The organism is Streptomyces sp. NBC_00683, from assembly GCF_036226745.1.
Classification (GTDB): Bacteria; Actinomycetota; Actinomycetes; order Streptomycetales; family Streptomycetaceae; genus Streptomyces.
The window spans coordinates 2,035,306-2,060,376 of the sequence record NZ_CP109013.1 but is presented as its reverse complement, the minus strand read 5'-3'; the positions used below and the strand labels follow the sequence as shown (position 1 = coordinate 2,060,376).

The 25,071-nt window shown below is 71.0% G+C and carries 19 protein-coding genes; 3 read left to right on the top strand and 16 right to left on the bottom strand.

The genetic code is table 11. The annotated features are described in order from the left end of the window. Nucleotides 1-56 precede the first annotated feature (56 nt). The 10 genes from OG257_RS09065 to OG257_RS09020 all read right to left on the bottom strand — a co-directional run bounded on the left by OG257_RS09065 (nucleotide 57) and on the right by OG257_RS09020 (nucleotide 14,705). Nucleotides 57-2,039: a glycosyltransferase gene (locus OG257_RS09065; RefSeq protein ID WP_329206358.1), complete on the bottom strand. Its 1,983-nt coding sequence runs from the start codon at nucleotides 2,037-2,039 to the stop codon at nucleotides 57-59. After that, on the bottom strand, nucleotides 2,036-3,616 hold the full coding sequence (locus OG257_RS09060) for a stealth family protein (RefSeq protein ID WP_329206357.1): 1,581 nt from the start codon (nucleotides 3,614-3,616) through the stop codon (nucleotides 2,036-2,038). Before OG257_RS09060 ends, OG257_RS09065 begins: the two co-directional genes overlap by 4 nt. A 146-nt stretch (nucleotides 3,617-3,762) precedes the next feature. Next, the gene (locus OG257_RS09055) at nucleotides 3,763-4,785 is read right to left on the bottom strand and encodes a Gfo/Idh/MocA family protein (protein ID WP_329206356.1); all 1,023 of its coding nucleotides are present in this window, start codon (nucleotides 4,783-4,785) and stop codon (nucleotides 3,763-3,765) included. Continuing rightward, nucleotides 4,782-5,909 (bottom strand): DegT/DnrJ/EryC1/StrS family aminotransferase, encoded by a 1,128-nt coding sequence (locus tag OG257_RS09050; protein WP_329206354.1) that lies wholly within the window; start codon nucleotides 5,907-5,909, stop codon nucleotides 4,782-4,784. Before OG257_RS09050 ends, OG257_RS09055 begins: the two co-directional genes overlap by 4 nt. Beyond that, on the bottom strand, nucleotides 5,906-7,735 hold the full coding sequence (locus OG257_RS09045) for a stealth family protein (protein WP_329206352.1): 1,830 nt from the start codon (nucleotides 7,733-7,735) through the stop codon (nucleotides 5,906-5,908). The genes OG257_RS09050 and OG257_RS09045 overlap by 4 nt, the downstream gene beginning before the upstream one ends. Nucleotides 7,736-8,045: 310 nt before the next feature. Further along, the gene (locus OG257_RS09040) at nucleotides 8,046-10,184 is read right to left on the bottom strand and encodes a 3-hydroxyacyl-CoA dehydrogenase NAD-binding domain-containing protein (RefSeq protein ID WP_329206350.1); all 2,139 of its coding nucleotides are present in this window, start codon (nucleotides 10,182-10,184) and stop codon (nucleotides 8,046-8,048) included. Then, nucleotides 10,181-11,407 (bottom strand): thiolase family protein, encoded by a 1,227-nt coding sequence (locus OG257_RS09035; protein WP_329206349.1) that lies wholly within the window; start codon nucleotides 11,405-11,407, stop codon nucleotides 10,181-10,183. Before OG257_RS09035 ends, OG257_RS09040 begins: the two co-directional genes overlap by 4 nt. 363 nt (nucleotides 11,408-11,770) lie before the next feature. Next, nucleotides 11,771-13,051: a ribonuclease D gene (locus OG257_RS09030; RefSeq protein ID WP_329206347.1), complete on the bottom strand. Its 1,281-nt coding sequence runs from the start codon at nucleotides 13,049-13,051 to the stop codon at nucleotides 11,771-11,773. 113 nt (nucleotides 13,052-13,164) lie between these two features. Beyond that, entirely contained in the window at nucleotides 13,165-13,827 is a 663-nt protein-coding gene (locus OG257_RS09025) for a helix-turn-helix transcriptional regulator (protein ID WP_033300087.1), read from the bottom strand. 218 nt (nucleotides 13,828-14,045) lie between these two features. Next, on the bottom strand, nucleotides 14,046-14,705 hold the full coding sequence (locus tag OG257_RS09020; protein WP_329206346.1) for a DUF3000 domain-containing protein: 660 nt from the start codon (nucleotides 14,703-14,705) through the stop codon (nucleotides 14,046-14,048). Between the two features lie 89 nt (nucleotides 14,706-14,794). Between OG257_RS09020 and hemE the strand changes: the two genes are divergently transcribed. Further along, on the top strand, nucleotides 14,795-15,865 hold the full coding sequence (hemE, locus tag OG257_RS09015; protein WP_329206345.1) for a uroporphyrinogen decarboxylase: 1,071 nt from the start codon (nucleotides 14,795-14,797) through the stop codon (nucleotides 15,863-15,865). 48 nt (nucleotides 15,866-15,913) lie between these two features. Here the strand turns inward: hemE and OG257_RS09010 are convergent, their stop codons facing one another. Both OG257_RS09010 and OG257_RS09005 read right to left on the bottom strand, forming a co-directional pair. Continuing rightward, complete coding sequence (locus tag OG257_RS09010; protein ID WP_329206343.1) at nucleotides 15,914-17,296, bottom strand: FAD-dependent oxidoreductase; 1,383 nt, start codon at nucleotides 17,294-17,296, stop codon at nucleotides 15,914-15,916. Nucleotides 17,297-17,341: 45 nt separating this feature from the next. Then, nucleotides 17,342-18,355, bottom strand: a complete 1,014-nt coding sequence (locus OG257_RS09005) for a DUF4349 domain-containing protein (protein ID WP_329206341.1) — start codon at nucleotides 18,353-18,355, stop codon at nucleotides 17,342-17,344. A 127-nt stretch (nucleotides 18,356-18,482) separates the two neighbouring features. On the opposite strand from OG257_RS09005, the gene hemG reads away from it, so the two are divergent. After that, a complete protein-coding gene (gene hemG, locus OG257_RS09000; protein WP_329206339.1) occupies nucleotides 18,483-19,994 on the top strand; it encodes a protoporphyrinogen oxidase in 1,512 nt (503 codons plus the stop codon). 4 nt (nucleotides 19,995-19,998) lie between these two features. Then, a complete protein-coding gene (hemQ, locus tag OG257_RS08995) occupies nucleotides 19,999-20,712 on the top strand; it encodes a hydrogen peroxide-dependent heme synthase (RefSeq protein ID WP_329206337.1) in 714 nt (237 codons plus the stop codon). A 215-nt stretch (nucleotides 20,713-20,927) separates the two neighbouring features. Here the strand turns inward: hemQ and OG257_RS08990 are convergent, their stop codons facing one another. From OG257_RS08990 to OG257_RS08975, 4 genes are all read right to left on the bottom strand, one after another. After that, nucleotides 20,928-21,710: a TIGR04222 domain-containing membrane protein gene (locus OG257_RS08990; RefSeq protein ID WP_329206336.1), complete on the bottom strand. Its 783-nt coding sequence runs from the start codon at nucleotides 21,708-21,710 to the stop codon at nucleotides 20,928-20,930. 100 nt (nucleotides 21,711-21,810) lie between these two features. Next, nucleotides 21,811-22,860, bottom strand: coding sequence for a TIGR04222 domain-containing membrane protein (locus tag OG257_RS08985; protein ID WP_329206334.1), 1,050 nt, complete (start codon nucleotides 22,858-22,860; stop codon nucleotides 21,811-21,813). Nucleotides 22,861-22,865: 5 nt separating this feature from the next. Then, the gene (locus OG257_RS08980) at nucleotides 22,866-24,158 is read right to left on the bottom strand and encodes a DUF692 domain-containing protein (RefSeq protein ID WP_329206332.1); all 1,293 of its coding nucleotides are present in this window, start codon (nucleotides 24,156-24,158) and stop codon (nucleotides 22,866-22,868) included. Nucleotides 24,159-24,264: 106 nt separating this feature from the next. Further along, nucleotides 24,265-25,014 (bottom strand): DUF4142 domain-containing protein, encoded by a 750-nt coding sequence (locus OG257_RS08975; RefSeq protein WP_329214991.1) that lies wholly within the window; start codon nucleotides 25,012-25,014, stop codon nucleotides 24,265-24,267. Nucleotides 25,015-25,071 lie beyond the last annotated feature (57 nt).

Sequence of the window (25,071 nt, the reverse complement as noted above, 5' to 3'; positions counted from 1 at the left end):
GAGTGCGCGGGGCGGCCCGGGTCGGCCGACGGCTGGGTCATGGCCATGTGTCCCCGCTACTCCGCCTTCTCGGAGACGCGGACCGAGAGTTCGGTGCCCGCGGTGTAGTAGGGCTTGACCAGGACGTCAGGACCGTCGTCGGCCGGCACCACCGCGTTGGGGTAGGCGAAGACACCCTTCACATCGACCACGTCGGTGAGGAAGCGGCCCAGCCGTGCGACCACCGGGTCGTACCGCCGGCCCACCCACAGGTCCCACAGCTCGTGCCGGCCGATGAGCTGTTCGGCCAGGTCCGACGCGGGCAGCGCGAAGGAGAAGTCCGCGGCTCCCGACGAGTTGCCGGAGAGCCAGAACTGGTGCCCCTCGCCCCCGCGCCGGCGCATCAGCAGCAACGGCTCCGCGTCACCGAAGTCGCAGCCGTACAGGACGCCCCGCAGATGGATGATTCCGTCACCGACCCAGACCTCGGTGGCCTCGGCGTGACGTTCCCGCGTCCATGTGCGCAGCACCAGGTGGCCGCTCTCGGACGCGTAAGGGAGCTGGACCACGGTGCAGGCGGGACCGGTCGCCACCGGACCGAAGCCGCGCAGGTCGAGGACCCCCGGCTGGATCTTCGAGGGCTTACCGTCACCGCTGTCCAGATGGACGTCCCAGCGGCCCTCGGTGAGAATCCCGGGCCCCGGCGGGACGACCGCTGTGTAGAGGTGCGGTCCCAGGCCGTCGGCGGGCAGCAGAGGGAGCCGGACCGGCCGCTCGTCGCGCGCCGCCTTCCGTCTGCGCAGGACCAGGTGCAGATCCTCGCGGCCCTCCCGTACCCCCGCCAGGCGCAGGCCGATCAGGCCGTCGGGCTCCACCGTGCACCCCACCGAGACCTCGGCGGCGGGACGGGACTCCCGGCGGGCTCGCCGGGACATCCTGATCGCCTTCTCGAACCGACCCGCCGCCGCCTCCGGACCGTAGCGGTCGGAGTCCTGGAGCGCCTGACGGCCCATTGCCGCGCGGGTGGCCTCGTCCTCGACCAGACGCATCAGCGCGGCGCCGAACGCGTCGACGTCGTCGACGGGCGTGAGCAGGCCGTTGACCTCGTGGCGGACGATTTCCGGGGGCCCGCCGGGGCAGTCGGTGGAGACGACGGGGAGTCCGCACCGCATGGCCTCCGCCAGCGCGAGCCCGAAGGACTCGCGGTCCGACGTGCCTGCGGCTATGGCGGATGCCGCCCAGTGCGCCTCCAGCCTGGGTTCCTCCATCATCAGGAACACGTGGTTGTACAGGTCGAGTTCGGCGACGAGCGCACGGAGCGAGCCGTACTCGGGACCGGTGCCGAAGATCCGCAGCTGCCAGTCGGGATGATGCCCGGCCACGTGCGCGAAGGCCTGGATCAGCAGGTCGAAGCGCTTCTCGGGGACGAGCCGGCCGGCCGCCATCACGGTCCGGGACCGTCCGTCGGCCGGACGTACCCTCGGATCGGGCACGCAGTCGGGGTGGGCGTACACGGCGACACCGCCCGGCAGACCCGCTTCCGTGATGGCCGTCGCCTCGGCGCGGCTCGGCACGATCACGGCATCCAGGCGCCCCAGCCCCGCCCACGCGCGGCTCTGCTCCTGGGCGGACAGCACGGTGCTCAGCAGATGCAGCTGGCCCAGCCGCAGCGCCCTCGGGCGGCCCCAGCGCGAGACGTAGGCCGCCAGCTCGAGGCTGGTACCCACCACCACCTGAGCCTGGGTCTCGCCGAGGTACTCCTGCACCTTGTCGTCGGTCAGCTGGCTGTAGCGCCAGGACATCTCCTGCGTGCGCGGGATGACCCTGGACGGGGTGAGCCTGCGGATGTCCTGCTTGTCGGGACGGCGGCCCTCGCGGAGGTCCAGCAGGGAGATGTTCCGTACTCCGTGGGCGGGCGCGATCGCCGGACGGTCGAGCCAGCGGAACACCGAGACGATCCGGACCTCGTGCGTGTCGGCCAGGGCGCCAGCCAGGTTGAGGACCGCACGGGTCGCTCCGTCCGCCGCGAAGGCGTTCTGAACCAGGAAATCGATCTTCACCGCGTCGCCGTCTTCTCGTACGGGCTGGGAAGAGGGAAGTACGCCTCGAAGAACGGATGGATCAGGGCCTCCTGATCAGCCACGTCGTCCTCGGTGCTGAAGGAGTCGTTCACACAGAAGACGGCCGCGTCCCGCCGCTTGAGCAGACGGTCGAGCTTCTTGGAGAGCTGGACCATCGAGAGGTGGAGATAGGCGTACGGGATGGTGTCGGGCACCCCGCGCTCCGTGAAGTACGAGTAGTACGGATACATGCAGGTGCCGACGTCGATATCGGTCCTGCTGCGGAATCGGGCGGCAGCGGTCGCCCGGAACACCTCCGCGAATTCCCGTTCCATCTCCTCCAGCACACTGCGCCGCAGCGGCACGGGCGTGTGCTTCATCGCGTCGATGATGGTGCGGCCGAACCGCCCCTCCAGAAGCGCGCGGACGTTCTTGCGGGCCACCTCGTGCGGAAGGTCGTCCGGGCGTATCGGGCCCATCGGGATACGGACCGTGTCCGGGTAGTACTTGGACGCGCCGTTCGGCAGGAAGAACTCGTGCGGGGTGATGGGCCTGCCCACGAAAACGTCGTCGTTGAAGTGGATGAAGTGCTCGGAGAGTCCGGGAACGCGGTGCAACTGCGCGCTGATGGCATGCGAGTTGAAGACGGGGAGGCGGTCCGTCTCCCGGAAGATCTCCCGGTGCGACACCACGGTGATGCCCTCGACTGTCTCGTCGAGCCAGTGCGGCACCTGGTCGTCGGTGACCAGGAAGATGTGGCGGACCCACGGGGCGTACATGTGCAGGGAACGCATCGAGTAGAGGAGTTCGTCGCGGTTGATGTAGCGCCCGGCGCTCGCGGACTCCTCGTGGAAGACGTCGCCCGAAGCCTCGGCCCTGCGCCGCTGCCAGGCCGGGTCGTCGCTGTCCACCCAGGTGTAGACGACATCGATGGGAAAGGTGATCTCGTCCGGACCGGTGCAGACGAACTCCCGGCGGGTCGGCAGACCGGTCGCCTCCTGCTTGCGGCTCCAACGCCGTTGCTTGGGCGCGGCTTCCGTGCGCAGCGGCGGAGCCAGCCGGGAGAAGCGGTGCGGGGAGACGAGAGTCATCTCGCCCTCCACGGGGAGGAAGCTCGCGCCCCGGTTGATCCGGGGCGGCAGCAGGCGTCCCTCCTCCTCACGCCAGAACTCGATGTCGCAGCCGTACTCGGTGCCGTACACGAGTTCACCCGACGGGTCGGCCTGGAACCAGATGGCGCGCAGTACGTCCACGGTCTCCAGGCCCTGCCAGGAGGACTCCCGGGCGCCCGGGTGCAGCAGCTCGCTGGTGCGCTGGACGGGGACCCGGCGCTGGATGTACCCGGGGCTCCGGCCGAACAGCGACCGCAGGGTCTGGGCGACCCTGCCGCGCTGGGTGTCCCGTACGCCGACCGCCGACGACGTGTCCTCGGTCCCGGGCACCACGAAGTGCTCCACGCCGGCCTGCGTCAGCGCGACGGACACCAGCTGAAGGTGCTCGGCGCGCACCGCGAGAGGGGTGAGGCCCGGCCGGACGTGAGCCAGTCGGCGGTGCATGCCGACGGGAATTTCGTGCATGCCGACGGGCAGGGCACGACTCGGCCGTTCAGCCGTTGCGTTGATCGGATGGATCACCGAATACTCCAGAACATCAGTGCGCCGAGAGACGCCGGAAGAACCCCGCATCCCCGGGTGGCCCGCAGCGGGCCACCCGGATGATCCGGTCAGACGGAAGTCACCGGGAGACCGGGCCCCACGGGGACCCCGGTCTGCTTCGCGGCGGCTTCGAGGACGGCTTCGGCCACGGCCACGGTGCCGGTGGCCTGCTCGAGCGTGACGATGTCGGCCTCCTTGCCCAGCACGGCGTCGCGGAAGGTCTCGTGCTCGACCAGCAGCGGTTCGCGCTTGACGATCGCGTACCGCGTGACGTCGCCCTCGGACACACCGCGGAACTGGCGCAGGCCCTCCCACTCGGTGGGCTGCGAGCCGTTGGCGTAGAACCACAGGTCCGCGGTGAGGGTGTCGGCCACGAAGCAGCCGTGCTCACCGGTCACGATGGTGACGCGCTCCTTCAGCGGGGACAGCCAGTTGACCAGATGGCTGGTGACGGCTCCGGACGCCAGGTGCCCCACGAACGCCACGAGGTCCTCATGGACCCGGCCGCTGCGCGACACCGTCGCCGAGGCAACCGACTCGTAGCGGCTGTTGGTGAGCCACGCGGTCAGGTCGATGTCGTGGGTGGCCAGGTCGTAGACCACCCCGACGTCCGCGATCCGCGCCGGGAAAGGTCCCTGACGCCGCGTCACCACCTGGTAGACCTCGCCCAGTTCACCCAGGTCGAGGCGGGCGCGCAGCTCGCGGAGGGCGGGGTTGTACCGCTCGATGTGCCCGACCCCGGCCACCAGGCCCGCTTCCGCGAAGGCGCGGGTGATGATCCCGGCGGACCGCACCGACGGAGCGATCGGCTTCTCGATCAGAGCGTGCACCCCGTGGGCCGCCAGCTCCAGCGCGACCTCTTCGTGCAGGGCGGTGGGGCAGGCGACGACCGCGTAGTCGATGCCCTCGGCCAGCAGCTGCTCGACACTGCGGAACACCGCTACGGAACCGGGCGCGCCGTCCTCGGCGGCGACCGGGTCGGCGACGCCCACCAACTCGACGCCTTCGAGACCGTGCAGCACCCGGGCGTGGTTGCGGCCCATCGACCCGAGACCGATCAGCCCGGCCCGCAGAGAGTTCTCCCGGCTCATGCGCCCTCCTCCACGACCTCGTTGACCGTGGCCGCCAGACGGTCGAGCTCCTGCGGAGTGAGCATCGGGTGCACGGGTATGGAAAGCGCCTGGGCCGCTGCCAGTTCCGTCTCGGCCAGGTCCCCGCCGACGTAGCCGAGGGCCTTCTCGCCGCTCTGGAACGGCTTGAGCCGGTGCACCGGGGTGGGGTAGTAGACGGCGTTGCCGATGCCCCGCTCCTGGAGCTCCCGGGAGACCGTGTCCCGGTCCTTGCCGGACGCGGAGTCCACCCGGATCGTGTACTGGTGGTAGACGTGGCGGGCGCCTTCGGCGACCGGCGGCGTGACGACGCCGCTCAGGCCCGCGTCGAGCACGGCGGCGTTGGCCCGGCGGCGGTCCGTCCAGGCGTCGAGGCTGCGCAGCTGGACGCGGCCGACCGCTGCCGACACATCGGTCATCCGGACGTTGAAGCCCACGATCTCGTTGGCGTAGCGCTGCTCCATGCCCTGGTTGCGCAACAGCCGCAGCGTGCGTGCGAGAGCGGCGTCACCCGTGGTGATCATGCCGCCCTCGAGGCTGTGCATGTTCTTGGTCGGGTAGAAACTGAAGCAGGCAGCAGCACCGAACGCACCCACGGGTGTGCCGTCCAGGGCGGCGGCATGGGCCTGGGCCGCATCCTCGACGACGGCGAGTCCGTGCCGCTCGGCCACCGTCATGAGCCCCGCCATGGCGGCCGGGTGGCCGTACAGGTGCACCGGCATGATCGCCGCGGTGCGCGGAGTGACGGCGGCCTCGGCGGCCTGCGGGGAGAGACAGAAGCTGTCGCGCTCGATGTCCGCGAACACCGGGGTCGCGCCCACGAGCCGCACCGCGTTGGCGGTGGCGGCAAAGGTGAAGGACGGGACGATCACCTCGTCGCCGGGGCCGATCCCGAGTGCCATCAGCGAGAGGTGCAGGGCGCTGGTGCCCGAGTTGACGGCGACGCAGTGCCGGCCGTCGACGAACTTCGAGAACTCCTCCTCGAAGCCGGCGACCTCCCGGCCCTGAACGACCATGCCGCTGCGCAGCACACGCACCGCGGCCTCGATCTCGTCCTCTCCGATCACCGGGGCTGCCGCGCGTATCACCTGGGGGTCACTGGTCATTGGTTCCACTTCACAGAGTTCGGAATGTCGAAAGCAGGCTCGGGCCGGGTGGTCTCCACCAGGTCGTAGGAGCGCTGCGGTGCGGCCGGCCCTGGCCGCTCATAGGGACTGGGCACGGGGAAGTAGGTCTCCAGGAACGTTCTGAGCATCGCGGTGCGGGCTTCCGCCGTATCCGGGTCGTCCACCGTGTCGTTGATGCAGAACGTGTGGTAATCGCGCTGGGCGAGAAGCCTGTTGAGATGCCTGCCGGTGTTGGGCGCGGCCAGGTCCAGATACGTGTAGCGGATCCTGCCCGGGACCGAACGGCTCGTCTGCTGCCCGTAGTAGTGGTGCAACGAAGAGGTGATCGACAGGTCGGTCGGGCTGCGGAAGTGCGAGTGCTGCGTCTGCCGGTGCTCCACCGGGTAGCGCTCCTCGATCTCCTGGAGGATGTCGCGGCGCAACGAGTGCGGCACGTGCTTCATCTTCCTGGTCAGCACCCGGTCGAACGACCCCGCGATGACGACCCGGTTGTTCTTCGCGGCGATTTCCGAGGGCGGGTCCTCGGCGGAGGGCGGGGTCATCGGGACGAGCGCGTTGGAGGGGAAGTACTTCGAGAGCCCGTTGGCGTGGAAGAACTCCTCGGGAGTCACACTGCGGCCGAGGAAGACGTCGTCGTTGAAGTACAGGAAGTGGTCGGAGAGCCCCGGGATGTGGTGCAGCTGGCTCTCGATGGCGTGGGAGTTGAACGTGGGCAGGGCGGAGCCCTCGGTGAAGATCTCGCTGTGGGGGACCACCTTGAGCCGGGGGTGGGCGGTGTGGAGCCATGCCGGCACCTGCCCGTCCGTGACCAGGTAGATGGTGCGCAGCCACGGTGCGAACTGGTGCAGGGAGCGCAGCGAGTAGCGCAGCTCGTCACGGCTGGTGAAGCGGGCGGCGCTCACCGCCTGCTCGTGGTAATCGGTCCGGCCGAGCGCGGTGGCCCGGCGGCGGATCCACTCGGGATCCGCGCCGTCGACCCACGTGTAGACCGCGTCGACGGGGAAAGTGACCTCGTCGGGAAGGGACAGGGTGAATTCGGACCGTGTCCCCACCTGCGGCGGTGCGTCCACCAGCCCGCTGACCGGACCGGTGAAATGGCTGACCGGCACGCGGACCGGGTTCTCGGCGGCGACCACGGCGGTCGCGGTGAGATTGGGTACCGGGGCCAGGAGCAGCCCGTTGTCCTCGGTCCAGTACTCGATGACACATGCGTGATTGGGCCCGAGCGTCCACTGCCCCATGGGATCGGTGAGGAGCCACCAGATCCGCAGAATCGATTCTTCCGAAGTCTGGGACCAGGAGGCGCGCTGATCGGCGTGCAGTTGCTTGCCGCCGGCCGCGCCACCCGCCAGGAGCGCGCCCGCCGAGAGTGCGCTCACTCGCAGCGCCCTTTCGGCGCGTGGCCGCTCGCCCGCCGGGATCGCCACGGCGGTCATGGTGACGGAATTGCCGCGCACGCAGAAATAGGGAATGCCGTGACGCTCCAGCACGTCGGTCACGCGCAACAGGTTCGTGGCACGGGCGATGGACGGTGTCAGACCTTCCGTCACCTCGGCGGCGCGGACCCCTCGCGCGTACCAGACCAGCTTCACGCCCGGGCGGCGGGCGTCGCGGCGCAGCCGCTTGCTCAGCCGGATGCTCGCCTGCTTGCGCAGGGTGCGCCACGTGGTGCCGAGCCCGGACAGGCCGTGCTGGAGGATCAGCCGGTTGCGGGCAGGCAGGAGCCGTACCAGGAATCGCCTCAGGGAGTGCGGCAGCATGCGCCGGTACAGGCGCAGCAGAGTAGAGGCTTCCGGGTTGCCCATTGCTTTGTCTACTCCGTGTTCCCCCGCTCGGCCTCACGGCGAGCAACCATCAAGCGTCACGGCGACAGTCCGTCGGTCTCGGCAGGCGGAGCGCGGAGGTGGGGATCCGCCGAAAGGTGCAGCCAAGTGAAGCAAACGTGTCGCAGAGGTGAAGAATAACAAGATTTTAAGGTTGAGGCTGCAATTAAATGGTTCCGATTTGACTACATCATCGACTTTTCGTGCATGCGAAAGCGGGCCGTACGGTGATCCGTACGGCCCGCTGCCCGCTGAACATGCGGATTCGGTGCAGATGCTGTGCGGTGCTGCCTCAGGCAGGAACGCTCGCCACGCCCTGCGCCAGGAACTTCTTGCCCGTGACCCGCTCGGAGACGCCCTCGCGGTCCAGGTACGGCGTGATGCCGCCCAGGTGGAAGGGCCAGCCCGCGCCGGTGATCAGGCAGAGGTCGATGTCCTGGGCCTCGGCGACGACGCCCTCGTCCAGCATCAGACCGATCTCCTGCGCCACCGCGTCCAGGACGCGGTCGCGGACCTGCTCCTCGGACAGGACGGTGTCGCCCTGCTTGAGGAGGGCGGCGACCTCCGGGTCCAGCTCCGGCTTGGCTGGATTCCCGGCGGAGTAGATGTAGAAGCCGCGCTTGCCGGCCTTGACCACCGCGGCCAGGTTCTCGGAGACGGTGAAGCGCTCCGGGAAGGCGCGGTTCAGGGTCTCGGAGACGTGCAGGCCGATCGCCGGGCCCACCAGCTCCAGGAGCACCAGCGGGGACATCGGCAGACCGAGGGGCTCGATGGCCTTCTCCGCGGTCTCGACCGAGGTGCCCTCGTCGATGATGTTCTGGATCTCGCCCATGAAGCGGGTGAGGATGCGGTTGACGACGAACGCCGGGGCGTCCTTCACCAGGACCGCGGTCTTCTTCAGCTTGCGGGCGACACCGAAGGCCGTGGCCAGCGAGGCGTCGTCGGTCTGCTCGCCGCGGACGATCTCCAGGAGCGGGAGGATCGCGACCGGGTTGAAGAAGTGGAAGCCGACGACCCGCTCGGGGTTCTTCAGCTTCGACGCCATCTCGGTGACCGAGAGGGACGAGGTGTTGGTGGCGAGGATCGCGTGCGCCGGGGCGACCGCCTCGACCTCCGCGAACACCTGCTGCTTGACGCCGATCTCCTCGAAGACGGCCTCGATGATGAAGTCGGCGTCGGAGAAGCCCTCGGCCTTGTCCAGCACACCGGAGACCAGGCCCTTGAGGCGGTTGGCCTTGTCCTGGTTGATGCGGCCCTTGCCGAGCAGCTTCTCGATCTCGGCGTGGACGTAGCCCACACCCTTGTCGACCCGCGCCTGGTCGATGTCGGTCAGGACGACCGGCACCTCGAGGCGGCGAAGGAAGAGCAGGGCGAGCTGCGAGGCCATCAGGCCCGCGCCCACCACGCCGACCTTGGTGACCGGACGGGCCAGGGCCTTGTCCGGGGCACCGGCCGGGCGCTTGGCACGCTTCTGGACCAGGTTGAACGAGTAGATCCCGGAGCGCAGCTCGCCGCCCATGATCAGGTCCGCGAGGGCCTGGTCCTCGGCGTCGAAGCCGGCGCTCAGGTCGCCGTCCTTGGCCGCGGCGATGATCTCCAGCGCGCGGTACGCGGCCGGGGCCGCGCCGTGCACCTTGGAGTCGGCGATGGCCCGGCCGCGGGCGACGGCCTGGTCCCAGGCATCCCCGCGGTCGATCTCCGGGCGCTCCACCGCGAGCGAGCCGTTCAGAACGGACGCGGTCCAGATCAGCGACTGCTCCAGGAAGTCCGCGCCCTCGAAGAGTGCGTCGGCGATCCCGAGCTCGAAGACCTGCTTGCCCTTGAGCTGGCGGTTCTGGTTCAGCGAGTTCTCGATGATCACCGAGACCGCGCGGTCGGCGCCGATCAGGTTGGGAAGCAGCGCACAGCCGCCCCAGCCGGGGACCAGGCCGAGGAAGACCTCGGGCAGCGAGAAGGCGGGCAGCGCCTTGGAGACGGTGCGGTACGAGCAGTGCAGTCCGACCTCGACACCGCCGCCCATGGCCGCGCCGTTGTAGTACGCGAACGTCGGGACCGCGAGGCCGGACAGCCGGCGGAAGACGTCGTGGCCGCCCTTGCCGATGGCCAGCGCGTCCTTGTGCTCCTTGAGCAGCTCGACACCCTTGAGGTCGGCGCCGACCGCGAAGATGAACGGCTTGCCGGTGATGCCGATACCGGTGATCGTGCCCTCGGCGGCCTCCTTCTCGACCTGGTCGATGGCGGCGTTCAGGTTCGCCAGCGACTGCGGTCCGAAGGTGGTCGGCTTGGTGTGGTCCAGGCCGTTGTCCAGCGTGATGAGGGCGAAGTTGCCCGCACCGGCCGGAAGTTCCAGGTGGCGTACGTGCGCCTGGGTGACGACCTCGCCGGGGAACAGCTCGGCCGCACCCTTCAGAAGCTCAGTGGTGGAGCTCACTTGTCGCCTCCGGCGGTGTTGAAGTGCGGGTTCTCCCAGACGACCGTCGCGCCCATGCCGAAGCCGACGCACATGGTCGTCAGGCCGTAGCGGACCTCCGGCTGCTCCTCGAACTGGCGGGCCAGCTGAGTCATCAGGCGGACGCCGGAGGAGGCGAGCGGGTGGCCGTAGGCGATCGCGCCGCCGTACTGGTTGACGCGCGCGTCGTCGTCGGCGATGCCGTAGTGCTCCAGGAAGGCGAGCACCTGCACGGCGAAGGCCTCGTTGATCTCGAAGAGACCGATGTCGGAGATCGAGAGGCCCGCCTTGGACAGGGCCTTCTCGGTCGCCGGGATCGGGCCGTAGCCCATGACCTCCGGCTCGACGCCCGCGAAGGCGTACGACACGAGGCGCATCTTGACCGGGAGGCCCAGCTCGCGGGCGACGTCCTCGGCCGCGAGCAGCGAGGCGGTGGCGCCGTCGTTGAGACCTGCGGCGTTACCGGCCGTCACGCGGCCGTGGGCGCGGAACGGGGTCTTCAGACCGGCCAGGGACTCCATCGTGGTGCCCGGACGCATCGGCTCGTCGGCGGTGACCAGGCCCCAGCCCGTCTCCCCGGCCTCCGCGTTGGTGCGGCGCACGGAGACCGGCACCAGGTCCTGCTGGATCTTGCCGTTGGCGTACGCCTTCGCGGCCTTCTCCTGCGAACGCACCGCGTACTCGTCGGCGCGCTGCTTGGTGATCGTGGGGTACCTGTCGTGCAGGTTCTCCGCGGTCATGCCCATGAACAGGGCGGACTCGTCGACCAGCTTCTCCGAGACGAAGCGCGGGTTCGGGTCCACGCCCTCGCCCATCGGGTGGCGGCCCATGTGCTCGACGCCACCGGCGACGACGACGTCGTACGCGCCGAACGCGATGGAGCCGGCCGTCGCGGTGACGGCGGTCAGGGCGCCCGCACACATGCGGTCGATCGAGTAACCGGGAACCGACTGCGGCAGACCGGCAAGGATTCCGGCGGTGCGGCCGAGGGTGAGGCCCTGGTCGCCGATCTGGGTGGTCGCGGCGATGGCGACCTCGTCGATCTTGGCGGGGTCCAGGTCCGGGTTGCGGCGCAGCAGCTCCCGGATGGCCTTCACGACGAGATCGTCGGCGCGGGTCTCGTGGTAGATGCCCTTCGGGCCCGCTTTGCCGAACGGGGTGCGGACGCCGTCGACGAAGACGACGTCCCGGATGGTACGAGGCACGGTGGCTCTCCTCCAGGGTGCGGGATGGCACTGCTGCGGGGCGCGCTCAGGAGCGCGCCGCCACCCTCATGCTACTTGCGGGTAACCAGACTGCCCACCCCCCACGGCCGGAGCGGCGAAGGTCACATGCCGCTCGTGTGCGGACCGCGGGCGGCGGGCGGGTGCGAGGGGAGCTGTACGGCCGCGATCCGGGCCGGGAACGTGGCGTGAATTCGCTCCTCGCCACGTGCGGTCCGGCCGCCTCCGCGGCGTGCGCGGCCACCGAAGCACCCGTGGTTCCAGTAGTCCCCGAAGCCGGCGTGATCAAACAGAACACCCCCGGCCCGGAGGCCAGGGGTGTTCAGGAGTGCAAGGGGTGAACGGTCAGGCGCTCGCGCCCGCGCCCAGGGCGCGCAGCAGCAGCGGGCCGACCTGCTCGATCTGCCAGTGCCTCGCGCCGTACCCGGCGAGGGCGCTCTCGACCGCGTCCGGGGTCAGGTTCCTGGGCGGCTCCCAGCAGACCCTGCGCACGGTGTCCGGGGTGATCAGGTTCTCCTGGGGCATGTGCAGCCGCTCGGCGAGCTCCGACACCGCGGTACGGGCCGCGGACAGCCGGGCCGCGGCGGCCGGGTCCTTGTCCGCCCAGGAACGGGGCGGCGGCGGTCCGGCGGGCTGCTGGCCGGGCTGCGGGAGCTCCGAGTCGGGCAGCTCCTTGGCCCGGTCGACGGCCGCCTGCCACTGCTCCAGCTGACGGCGGCCCATGCGATGGCCGAAGCCGGGCAGCGCGGTCAGGGCCTGCACATTGACCGGCATGGCGAGGGCCGCCTCGACGATCGCGGCGTCACCGAGCACTTTGCCGGGGGAGATGTCACGGCGCTGCGCGACCTGGTCGCGGGTCGTCCACAGCTCCCGTACGACCGCGATCTGACGGCGGCGGCGCACCTTGTGCATGCCTGAGGTGCGGCGCCACGGGTCCTTGCGCGGGGGTGCGGGCGGCGCCGAGGCGATAGCGTCGAACTCCTCCCGGGCCCACTCCAGCTTGCCCTGCCGGTCCAGCTCCTCCTCCAGGGCGTCGCGCAGGTCGACCAGCAGCTCGACGTCGAGCGCGGCGTAGCGCAGCCACGGGTCGGGCAGCGGGCGGGTGGACCAGTCGACCGCGGAGTGGCCCTTCTCCAGGGCGTAACCGAGCACGTTCTCGACTATGGCGCCGAGGCCGACCCGCGGGAATCCCGCCAGTCGTCCGGCGAGCTCCGTGTCGAAGAGCGAGGTGGGGACCATGCCTATGTCGCGCAGACAGGGCAGGTCCTGGGTGGCGGCGTGCAGGATCCACTCGGTGTCGGTGAGGACCTCGCCCAGTCCCGACAGGTCCGGGCAGCCGACCGGGTCGATCAGCGCGCTTCCCGCACCCTCGCGGCGCAGCTGCACGAGGTAGGCGCGCTGTCCGTAGCGATAGCCGGACGCGCGCTCGGCGTCGACGGCGACGGGGCCGGTGCCCGCGGCGAAGGCCGCGATGACCTCGGCCAGCGCGTCGTCGGTCGCCACCACCGGGGGAATACCCTCGCGCGGCTCGAGCAAGGGGATCGGCGCCGGGGCGACGTCGTCCGGGGGGGCGCCCCCGGTGGTTCGCAGTGAGGTGTCTGCTGCGGTCTCTTGGGCGTCGGTCACATGCCAAGGGTATCTGTGTATGTACAGCGCCCGCCGACGGAACCTTCCGTCGACGGGCGGTGATGCACGTAAACCGGCCTGGTACGCATCTGTGCACGCACCTCGGGACGGGGTCAGTGGATGATGCCCGTCCGCAGGGCGACGGCGACCATTCCCGCTCGGTCTCCGGTGCCGAGCTTGCGGGCGATGCGGGCGAGGTGGCTCTTGACGGTGAGGGCGGAGAGGCCCATGGAGACGCCGATGGCCTTGTTGGACTGGCCTTCGGCGACCAGGCGGAGTACCTCCACCTCACGGCCGGACAGTTCGCGGTAGCCGCCCGGGTGGCTCGGGGAACCGGGAGGCCGACGGTGCATACGGGCGGCATTGGCGCCGATCGGTGCGACGCCGGGGCGGGTGGGGTGACCGATGTTGGTTCGGGTGCCGGTGACGACGTAGCCCTTCACGCCGCCCGCGAGGGCGTTGCGAACGGCGCCGATGTCATCGGCGGCGGAGAGGGCGAGGCCGTTCGGCCAGCCGGCGGCTCGGGTCTCGGACAGCAGGGTCAGCCCGGAACCGTCGGGCAGGTGGACGTCGGCAACGCAGATGTCGCGGGGGTTGCCGACGCGGGGGCGGGCCTCCGCGATGGACGACGCCTCGATGACGTCACGTACTCCGAGTGCCCACAGATGGCGGGTGACGGTGGAACGGACGCGCGGGTCGGCCACGACGACCATGGCCGTCGGCTTGTTCGGGCGGTAGGCGACCAGGCTTGCGGGCTGCTCGAGGAGAACGGACACCAGGCCTCCTGGGGAGTGGCGGGACGGGCCGGCTCGGGGATGAAGCCGGGGCGAACCGTGCTTGAAGGGTCATTGACCTCTTCGGCAGCAGACCCGTCCTCCTTTAGAGGAAGATCACGATTTGATGAGTAACAATTCGGGCAAATAGGACGCGCGATCGATTGTACGAAAAGAGAGCCGGCCTCTGAGCGGCCGGCTCTCCCTGGGGCGACGCGGTGTTACGACACCTGTGGACCGCGCCGCTGAGGCAGGGTCACCACCGCCGCGTCGGACGTGCCCGACGGCGGCAGGCCGGCGATCTGGCAGAGCAGATCACCCCACGCGACCAGGTGACCGGCCACGTCCGGCACCCCGCCGCGCCCCTCGCGGGGCGTCCAGGAGGCCCGGATCTCGATCTGGGTCGCCGGACGGCGCTCGGCCAGCGAGCCGAAGTAGTGCGATCCGGCGCGGGTCACCGTGCCGCCCGCTTCGCCGTACGACAGTCCGCGCGCGTCCAGCGCACCCGTCAGCCAGGACCAGCACACCTCGGGCAGCAGCGGATCGGCCGCCATCTCAGGTTCCAGTTCCGCCCGTACGAGCGTCACCAGGCGGAAGGTGCCCTGCCAGGCGTCGTGCCCGGACGGATCGTGCAGCAGCACGAGGCGGCCGTCGGCCAGATCGTCCTCTCCGTCGACGACCGCGGCCTCCAGGGCGTACGCATGCGGGGCGAGCCGCTGGGGCGGTCGTGTCGGCTCGACCTCGAGTTCTGGTCGAAGACGCGCGGAGCGGAGCGCATCGACAGCCGACCGGAACGCGGGTGGGACGGAATCACCCTCCGCACTCTTCTTGGTGTCAGCGCCATCGGAATGATCGGAGAATTGTCCCTGAGCCGGAGCCATGCGGGGAAGAGTAGGCGGAACCGGAGCCTCGCGCAGGGAGGGACACCCGGCCGGGGCAGCTCCGTACCGCTTCATGCGAAGATTCTGGTGTGAGTGCCAACGAAGGCCCCTCGGGCCCGCAGACGACATCCGCCACCCATGAGTCGGCGTTCCTCAAGGCGTGCCGGCGCGAGCCCGTACCGCACACGCCGGTCTGGTTCATGCGCCAGGCGGGGCGTTCGCTGCCCGAGTACCTGAAGGTCCGTGAGGGCATCGCGATGCTCGACTCCTGCATGATGCCGGAGCTGGTCACGGAGATCACGCTCCAGCCCGTGCGCCGTCACAAGGTCGACGCCGCCATCTACTTCAGCGACATCGTCGTCCCGCTCAAGGCGATCGGCATCGATCTCGACATCAAGCCCGGCATCGGCCCGGTGATCGCCGAGCCCATCCGGACCCGCGCCGATCTTGCCCGGCTGCGCGACCTCACGCCCGAGGACGTCCCGTACGTCACCGAGGCCATCGGCATGCTCACGGCCGAACTGGGTGCCACTCCGCTCATCGGTTTCGCCGGTGCGCCGTTCACTCTCGCGAGCTACCTCGTCGAGGGCGGTCCGTCGCGGAACCACGAGCGCACCAAGGCCATGATGTACGGCGACCCGGAGCTCTGGGCCGATCTGCTCGACCGGCTCGCGGAGATCACCGGGGCGTTCCTGAAGGTCCAGATCGAGGCGGGCGCCTCGGCGGTCCAGCTCTTCGACTCCTGGGTCGGCGCGCTCGCCCCCGCCGACTACCGCCGCTCCGTCATGCCGGCCTCCTCGAAGGTCTTCGACGCCGTCGCCGGATACGGCGTCCCCCGCATCCACTTCGGTGTCGGCACCGGCGAACTGCTCGGCCTCATGGGTGAGGCGGGCGCGGACGTCGTGGGCGTCGACTGGCGCGTGCCGATGGACGAGGGCGCGCGGCGGGTCGGACCCGGCAAGGCACTGCAGGGCAACCTCGACCCGGCGGTGCTGTTCGCGCCGACGGCGACGGTGGAGGCGAAGACCCGTGAGGTGCTCGACGCCGCCGCCGGTCTCGAGGGCCACGTCTTCAACCTGGGCCACGGAGTCATGCCGACGACCGACCCGGACGCGCTGACGCGGCTCGTGGCGTACGTGCACGAGCAGACGGCGCGCTGACTCGGACGCGGTGCTGCCCCGGGTCCCGGACCCGGGGCGTGACGCGGCTCAGGCCGTGCCCGCCTCCCGCACCGCGGTCACCGCCTTGCGGGCAGCCACCAGCACAGGGTCCCAGACCGGTGAGAACGGCGGGGCGTAGCCGAGGTCGAGCGCCGTCATGGCCTCCACCGTCATACCGGCGGTCAGCGCCACCGCCGCGACGTCCACACGCTTGGCCGCCCCGTCGCGGCCCACGATCTGCACACCCAGCAGCCGGCCGGTGCGGTACTCCGCCAGCATCTTCACCGTCATCGGCTGCGCTCCGGGGTAGTAGCCCGCCCGGCCCGTCGACTCGATCGTCGCCGTGACGTAGCGCAGCCCGACCGCGCGCGCGTCCTTCTCGCGCAGCCCGGTCCGGGCGATCTCCAGGTCGCAGACCTTGCTCACCGCCGTACCGACGACACCGGGGAACGTGCCGTAGCCGCCGCCCACGTTGGAACCGATGATCTGGCCGTGCTTGTTGGCATGGGTGCCCAGGGCGATGTGCCGGGTGCGGCCGGCCACCAGATCGAGCACCTCGACGCAGTCGCCGCCCGCCCAGATGTTGTCGTGGCCCACGACCCGCATGGACAGATCCGTCAGCAGCCCCCCGTGCGGACCGAGCGGCAGACCGACCGTGCGGGCCAGAGCGGTCTCCGGCTCGACCCCGATGCCGAGCACCACCACGTCGGCGGGGTAGGTGCCGTCCTGCGTCGCGACCGCCGTGACACGGCCGTCCTCGCCGGTGAGGATGCGGGTGACGGCGGCCCCGTTGACGGTCGTGATGCCCAGGCCGTCCATCGCGTCGTGGACGAGGCGGCCCATGTCCGGGTCGAGCGTCGCCATGGGCTGTGCGCCGCGGTTGAGCACCGTCACCTCGAAGCCGCGCTTCAGCATCGCCTCGGCCATCTCGACGCCGATGTACCCCGCGCCGACCACGACGGCCCGGCGCCCCGGGGCCCGGTCCAGCGAGTCCAGGAGGGCCTGCCCGTCGTCGAGCGTCTGCACCCCGTGCACCCCGGGAGCGTCCATACCCGGAAGCGCGGGGCGGACGGGCCTGGCTCCGGTCGCGATCACCAGCTTGTCGAAGCCGGTCCAGTACGTCTCGCCGCTCTCGCGGTCCAGTGCCCGCACCCGTCGGCCGGAGACGTCGATCTCCGTCACCTCGGTGCGGGTGCGCAGATCGATCGAGCGGGCCCGGTGCTCCTCGGGCGTACGGGCGATGAGGTCGTCGCGCTCGTCGACGTCGCCGCCGACCCAGTACGGGATGCCGCACGCGGAGTACGAGGTGAAGTGGCCGCGCTCGAAGGCGACGATGGCCAGTTCGTCCGGACCCTTGAGCCTGCGGGCCTGCGACGCGGCGGACATGCCCGCCGCGTCGCCCCCGATGACCACAAGTCGCTCCGCTGCCATGCCGGGTCCCTTCGCCGTGGTGTCAGGGAGCCCACGCTACGGCGCTCACGGGGCCGGTGGGACCTCCGGACCTGCTGCCGCCCCCGGCGCGGCCGCGGGGGCCTGTGCGGGCGCCCGGACCGGCGTACGGCGGCGCGGCAGGCGGCCGCGCAGAAGCCGCCACACGAGCACCAGGACGGCCGCGGCGGCCAGGAACGGCGCGGTGGCGCCGATGGCCACCGCGATCCACCGCAGCATCGTCACGAACGCGTCCCAGCCGCCGCCCAGCGCGTCCAGGAAGCCCGGGTCCTCGTCCTCGGGCTCCTTGTCGCGCCCGTACGGCTCGCTGAGTTCGAGCGTGATCGTCGCCAGCGAGGTGCGGTCCTTCAGGGAGGCCTGCTGGGCGAGCAGCGACTCCAGAGCGGCCTGGCGGTTGCTCAGTTCACCTTCCAGGGTCACCACATCGGTGAGCCTGGTGGCCTGGTCCATCAGCGCGCGGACCCGGTTGACGCTCGCCCGCTGGGTGGCGATACGGCTCTCGACGTCGACGACCTGCCCGGTGACGTCCTTCGCGTTCGACGTACGGGACAACAGCTTCCCGGAGCCCGCGAGTTCGCGCAGGACCGCGTCGTACTCGTCCTGCGGGACACGCAGGACGAGATGGGACACGTCGTGCGTGTCGTCGAGCCGTTCCGTGGTCTCGTCCGCGACGAGCCCCCCGGCGCCCTCCGCGGCGCTGCGGGCGGCGGCGACCGCCTTCGGCACGCTCTTCACCTCGACTTCGAGCGTCGCCGTGCGGATGACGTGCACGGCGACCGCGCTGCCCGGTTTCGGCGCCGAGGAAGCCCCGTCCGCGGACTTCCCGCCGTCCGAGTCCGCCTGGGCGGCCCCCTCCGCGCCAGGCGCCGCCTGCTTCTGGTCGGATGCGACGCCCTTGCTCTGCGAATCGGCACCGCTACCGGCACCGCACGCACCGGTGCCGAGCAGCACCACGAGCAGTCCGGCTGCCAGAGCGGCGCGTGAGCGGCGCCGGCGGACACGGGCGGGTGGATGACTGTCCGTGTGGCGTTCGATATGCATAACGCGTCCCCCCAGGGCCGTTGTTGATGGTGCCGGTTCGACGTACGAGGGGCCTGTGAGGGTTGCCTGTCAGCGGTTTCGAAGCGGTCACGGTCGGGACTCGGTCCGGGTTTGAGAGAGTGGACCCATGCAGGGTTCTCTTCAGCGCGACAACACGCGTACGGGTCATGTCGTCGTCATCGGTGGCGGCATCGCCGGACTGGCCGCCGCCCACCGGCTGCTCTCCACCGGTCTGCGGGTCACCCTCCTGGAGGCGACGGAGCGGCTCGGCGGCAAGCTGATGACCGGCGAGGTCGGGGGCACCCGTGTCGACCTCGGCGCCGAGTCGATGCTCGCGCGGCGCCCCGAAGCGGTCGAGCTCGCCACCGCCGTCGGCCTCGGCGACCGGCTCCAGCCGCCCGCCACCGCCACCGCGTCGGTCTGGACGCGTGACGCCCTGCGGCCGATGCCCAAGGGCCACGTCATGGGCGTGCCCGGCGACCCGGCGGCCCTCGGCGGTGTGCTCTCGCCGGAGGGGCTGGCCAGGATCGCCCAGGAGCGCGACCTCACCCCGACCGCCGTCGGCGACGACGTCGCGGTCGGTGCCTATGTCGCCGACCGGCTCGGCCGCGAGGTCGTGGACCGGCTCGTGGAGCCGCTGCTCGGCGGGGTGTACGCGGGAGACGCCTACCGGATCTCGATGCGTGCCGCAGTACCGCAGCTGTTCGAGGCGGTGAAGGAGGGCGGCTCGCTCCTCGACGGCGTGCTCCGCATCCAGGAGAGGGCCGCCGCCCGGCAGCAGACCGGACCGGTCTTCCAGGGCATCGACGGCGGCATCGGCACCCTGCCGGACGCCGTGGCCGACGCCGTACGCGCCGGAGGTGCGGAGATCCTCACCGCCACCCCCGTACTCGGGCTGACCCGGAGCGCCCGGGGCTGGGACATACGGACGGACAGCCGGGTGATCTCCGCCGACGGGATCGTCCTGGCCACACCCGCCTGGTCCGCGTCCACGCTCCTCGCCGCCGAGTGCCCGGCGGCCTCCGTCGACCTGGCCGCGGTCGAGTACGCCTCGATGGCCCTGATCACCATGGCCTTCCGGCGCTCCGACATCGCCGGGACCGAAGCACTGCGGGGGCGCTCCGGATTCCTCGTACCGCCCGTCGACGGGCGCACGATCAAGGCATCGACCTTCTCCAGCAACAAGTGGCAGTGGGTCGCCGACGCCGACCCCGGCCTCTTCGTGCTGCGTACGTCCGTCGGCCGCTACGGCGAGGAGGACCACCTGCACCGTGAGGACTCCGAGCTCGTCGACGTCTCACGGAGCGACCTCGCCGCCGCGACCGGGCTCACGGCCGTGCCCGTCGACACGGAGGTCACCCGGTGGATCGGCGGCCTGCCGCAGTACCCCGTCGGGCATCTGACCCGCGTCGCCCGGATCCGCGACGAGGTCGCCAAGCTGCCGGGACTGCGGGTGTGCGGCGCGGTGTACGACGGGGTCGGGATCCCCGCCTGCATCGCGAGTGCCCGGCGGGCCGCGGACGAGATCGTCCAAGACCTGACGGGGAGGACCGCCGGTGCGATCACGCCGGGGAGCGCGGGGGAGATCATCGCCACGCCGCCCCCGGTTCAGGGCACTCGGAGCGAGGCGGGACAATAGCCGTATGAGTGCGCCAGAGAAGCTTCCGAACGCCGGTAAGAAGGCCAAGGACCTCAACGAGGTCATCCGCTACACGCTGTGGTCCGTCTTCAAGCTGCGAGATGTGCTCCCCGCCGACCGCGCCGGCTACGCCGACGAGGTCCAGGAGCTGTTCGACCAGCTCGGAGCCAAGGACATCACGGTCCGCGGCACGTACGACGTGTCCGGTCTGCGCGCCGACGCCGATCTGATGATCTGGTGGCACGCCGAGACCTCCGACGAGCTGCAGGAGGCGTACAACCTCTTCCGGCGCACCAGGCTGGGAAGGGCACTGGAGCCGGTCTGGTCGAACATGGCGCTGCACCGGCCCGCCGAGTTCAACAAGTCGCACGTGCCGGCGTTCCTGGCCGACGAGACGCCGCGCGACTACATCAGCGTGTACCCCTTCGTGCGCAGCTACGACTGGTACCTCCTGCCGGACGAGGACCGCCGCCGCATGCTCGCGGACCACGGCAAGATGGCCCGCGGCTACCCCGACGTGCGTGCCAACACCGTCGCCTCGTTCTCGCTGGGCGACTACGAGTGGGTCCTCGCCTTCGAGGCCGACGAGCTGTACCGCATCGTCGACCTCATGCGGCATCTGAGGGCTTCCGAGGCGCGGTTGCACGTGCGCGAAGAGGTCCCGTTCTACACCGGGCGCAGGAAGTCCGTCGCAGACTTGGTGGCCGGGCTCGCATAGCCAGCGTTCCCGATCACCCGACCCGGAAGATCAGTTGGCGGGCAACGGCGTGCAAACGCCGCCCGTCGTTCCAGCGACACCGGGTCCGGTTCCGGGGCCACTTCGGCCTCGGACCGGCGAACTGCGGTGGTCTGCGGGGGAGTCAGCCATACCTCCCCGCAGGCCGCCGCTTCTCGTTTTCCACGGCCGATGAGCGGCCGGTGCGGCCGGGGCGTTCATCGGCCCGAATGCGCCGTGCGGCCGCTGCGCAGAGCCGCCCGCAGCGCCGGGTCCTCCACGGCCCCCACACCGCGTACCGCCACCGCCGCCAGCAGATCGCGGTCCGCCCCGTGCGCCGGGGCCGGCAGCGAGTCCAGCCACTGCTGTCCGGACGGCGAGGCCCACGGGCTGTACGGATGGTTCTCGACACGGGCTATGGCCAGGCAGCCCAGGGTGAGGACGAGTGGCAGCCCGAACCAGGCCACCACCGGACCCGCGTACCCGGGGTCCTGACCGGGGATCAGCGCGGCGGCAGCGGCCAGCACCACCACCAGCACCGCCGCACCCCGCACGGCCCGCACCGCCGACTCCAGGGTCGTCCGGGTCCCGTGCGGTACGGCGAGGCCCGCCGCGACGAGCCGATCGGCGAGGGTGAGTACGGCCTCGGCGGCCGCGGCAGCGGCCCGTATCGGGGCTATCCGGGACTGCCCCTCCGGGCCGATCGCACGGATCACCGTGCGCTCCACCTCGTCCCGGCCCTCCGGATCGACGACCGTCGCCCAGCCCGTGTGGGCGAGCAGCAGCCGGCGCCGCAGGTGCATGGAGACGAGAGCCAGATCGGCGACCCGGTGCGGGCCGCCGGCCAGGAAGGCCGTCTCGTACAGGTTGAGTTCGTGAAGGGCGGGTTCGCGCCCGGCCTCGGACGGCCGCTGGGCCGCACCTGCGGTGACGAGGCAGAGCCGGATGCAGGAGATGGCCGCCGCGCCCCACGCGACCAGAAGGAACAAGACCCAGAGCATGGCGGAGTTCTATGCGAGACGGGCATGTGAGCGCCATGGGCTGTTCACGATATGGACGAATTGTGGTCACGGACGGTCATCGGTGGCTGAAACCGTGCGTTCAGGAACTGCTGCCGCAGCTCGAACCACCACTGCTGCTGCCGCAGCTCGATCCGCTGCTGCTGCTGCAGCTCGACCCGCCACTCGATCCGCCGCAGCTCGATCCGGAACTGCAGCTCGATCCGGAACTGCAGGAGGATCCCGACCCGTGGCCGCCACCGCCGCTGGAACTTCCGCAGCCGCCGCCGCCGGGGCTCGACCCGGCGCACCACATCACCGGCAGAAGCGCGGCGCTCGCGGCGTAGGAGTCCGTCGAGGTGGAGGACGACCGGGAGGACGACGAGGAGCGCCCGGCAGGCCGGTGGCGCGCGGCTGCGAGCAACTGCCCCTGGAGCGCGGGGTCGGGGAGCGCGCCCAGCCCCCGTGTGGCCACCAGGTGGGCCGGGTCGCCCACATAGGCATGGGCGGCCGCGTACCCGTCGGCGGCCCGGCGCCCCGCCCGGGTGATCCGGACCTTGGCCGATGCGGCCGTGAGGCCGCCCACCAGGGCGCCGCCCACGAGGGCGGGCAGCACCTTCACGATGAACGGGAACGGCATGTCCGAGTAGCCCTCGTGCAGGGCGTACTGGAGGAAGGTCAACAGGAGGCTGACGGGGCCGGCCACCAGGCACACCGACAGCTGGGCGATGGCCCAACGGCGGCGGGTCCGGTTCTCCTCCGGTGCGGCCAGCAGCCCGCGCGCCGCCAGTCCGTCGCCGATCTCCTGCACCGCCGGATGCCGCATCACGGCCTGCCGCAGCGTGTGCAGGGCGCCGTTCGGGGCGGCGCCCAGCTCCTGGAGCACGGCACGCTCCACCGCGTCCCGGGCCTCCGGGCGCTGTACGGCGACGATGCCCGGGCCGCCGATGGCCAGGCGCCCGTCGGTGTGCAGGGCGGTGAGCGCGGTGTCCACGACCCTGGCCGGACCGCCGTTGAGGAAGGCGGCCTCGGAGAGGTCGTGCACATACGCGTCGGGGCCGCCGCCGAGGCGGCCGGCCTTGCGGGTCGCAACGATCAGGAGCGTCGAGGAGACCACCGCGGCGAGAGTCATCAGAAGGGCAAGGGCGTTCATCGGGGTCACCTTCCCATGAGAGCGGTACGGGCCGCCCGGACCAGGCGGGTACTGCGGCGCGGCGGACGGGCGGCCGCGCGGTCCTGCCACCAGTGGGTCAGCCTGCGACGGGCCGCGTCGTCGGCCGGGGCCCCCGCCACGAGCAGCTGCTCGGCGAAGGCCAGGGCGTCACGACGGTAACCGCCGGACATGGGCCGGGTCCTGGCGTACGCGAGGAAGGCGCTGCGGTAGCCGTCGCCGAGGATCTCCGGGAGCTCCGGTGCCACCTTGGCGACGACCCCGGCCCGCTTGGCGGCCAGGGCGCGGCTCTGCACACCGAGCCGCCGGTGGTCGAAGCCCTCCGGCGCGGGCGTACCCGCGACCAGTGAAGAGAGCAGTGCGGTCTGGGCGACGGCGGTGCGGTCGCGGGCCCCCGCGGCACGGCCGGCCGGCTCCTGGGACCGCGCCGGCGGCCGTCGCACGGGGGCCGGCGCGTCGGCCGCCCCGGCCAGCGTGGTGCGGATCGCTACCAGTTCGTCCGCCAGTTCCGCGATCGGCGGGAAGTCGTCGTCGCGCTCCAGCAGGACGCCCGGCGGATCGACCCGTGAGCGGAGCTCGGCCAGCACGTCCAGGACGGGCTGTGTCACGGGATGGGCGTGCGTGTCGTGCCAGACCCCGTCCCTCTCCATGCCGCCCGCCACATGGACGTACGCGATGGCCTCGACCGGAAGTTCGTCGAGGGCCGTCGCCGGGTCCTCGCCCCGGTTGACGTGATTGGTGTGCAGATTGGCGACGTCGATCAGCAGCCGCACGCCCGTGCGCTCGACCAGCTCCGCGAGGAACTGCCCCTCGGTCAGCTCCTCGTCCGGCCAGGAGATCAGCGCGGCGATGTTCTCCAGGGCCAGCGGCACGGGCAGCGAGTCCTGGGCGATCCGCACGTTCTCGCACAGCACCTCCAGCGCGTCCCAGGTCCGCGGCACGGGCAGCAGGTGCCCCGCCTCCAGCCCCGGCGAGGCGGTGAGCGGCCCCCCGGCCCGTACGAACGCGATGTGCTCCGTCACCAGCGGCGTGCCCAGCAGCGTGGCTCGCGCCGCCAGATCGGCTAGCCGGCCCGCGTCGGGGCGGTCGGCGCCGCCGAGGCCCAGCGAGACACCGTGCGGGACGACGGTGACGCCGCGCTCCCTGAGGCGGGCGAGAGACGCGGGGAGGTGGTCGGTGCAGATGTTCTCCGCAACCGCCTCGACCCAGTCGATCCCGGGCAGCGCCTCGATGGCGTCCTCGATCTCAGGCCGCCAGCCGATTCCTGTTCCCAGCTTCATCCGTCCCCCTCCTCGGTCCGTCGCTTCGTGCAGGGGTCATGGCCCCGCCACACGGCGGTGAATCCGAAAAGGGGGACGTTCAGAGCTTGATTTGAGGTTCCCGGAGCTACGGCTGCGGCAGCGGCTCCATCGTGGGCGGCACCGGGCGCGAGGTGAACGACTGGTCCCCGGTCGGCGTCACCGGCACCGGGACCTGCGGGACTCCGTTGCCCGACACGGGCGGGCCCGAGGGGCTGGCCGTCGACGCGCCCGCCGCCTCGCGGGCCAGTCCGTCGAAGTCGACGAACCCGGTGCGCTCCAGCATGGTGATGTGGTCCAGGACGGTCTGGTTGGCGTCCGAGGCCAGCTGCCTGATCAGCGAGTTGCGCGTGGTGTGCCGGACCTGGGCGACCAGCGCGAAGACCTTGCCGTGCGCGTTGCGCAGCAGGTTGGCGAACTTGCGCTCGTACTCCTGGCCGCTCGCCGCCGTCAGTTCGCGCAGCCAGCCCTGCTGCAGTTCCGTCGGCTGGTTCGGCAGTTCCACCCCGAGCTTGGCGGCCACGTCCCGGGCCCGCCGGTCCAGATCCGTGTGCCCGACCACCAGGTGGTCGCCCGCCGTCTTCACCGCCTCGCTCGGTGCGCGCTCGATGGCCTGCTGGCCCGCGGGCAGTTCCCACAGCCCGGCGAGGCGCACCTTGACCAGGAAGTCCCGGTCGGTCGCGGAGAGCGGGCCCCACTGGGTGGCGACACTGGACGCGTTCAGATTGGCTTCGCCCGTCCCCGAGCGGTCGGCGTACGACCAGACGGGATAGGCGAGCGCGCCGAGTGTGGCGACAAGTGCCGCGATGATGAGGGCCGTTCCGTTGATGCGTCGCAACAAGAGTGTCTCCCGGGCCGATACGTGGCAGCTCTGAACCAACCGCCAACTGACTCG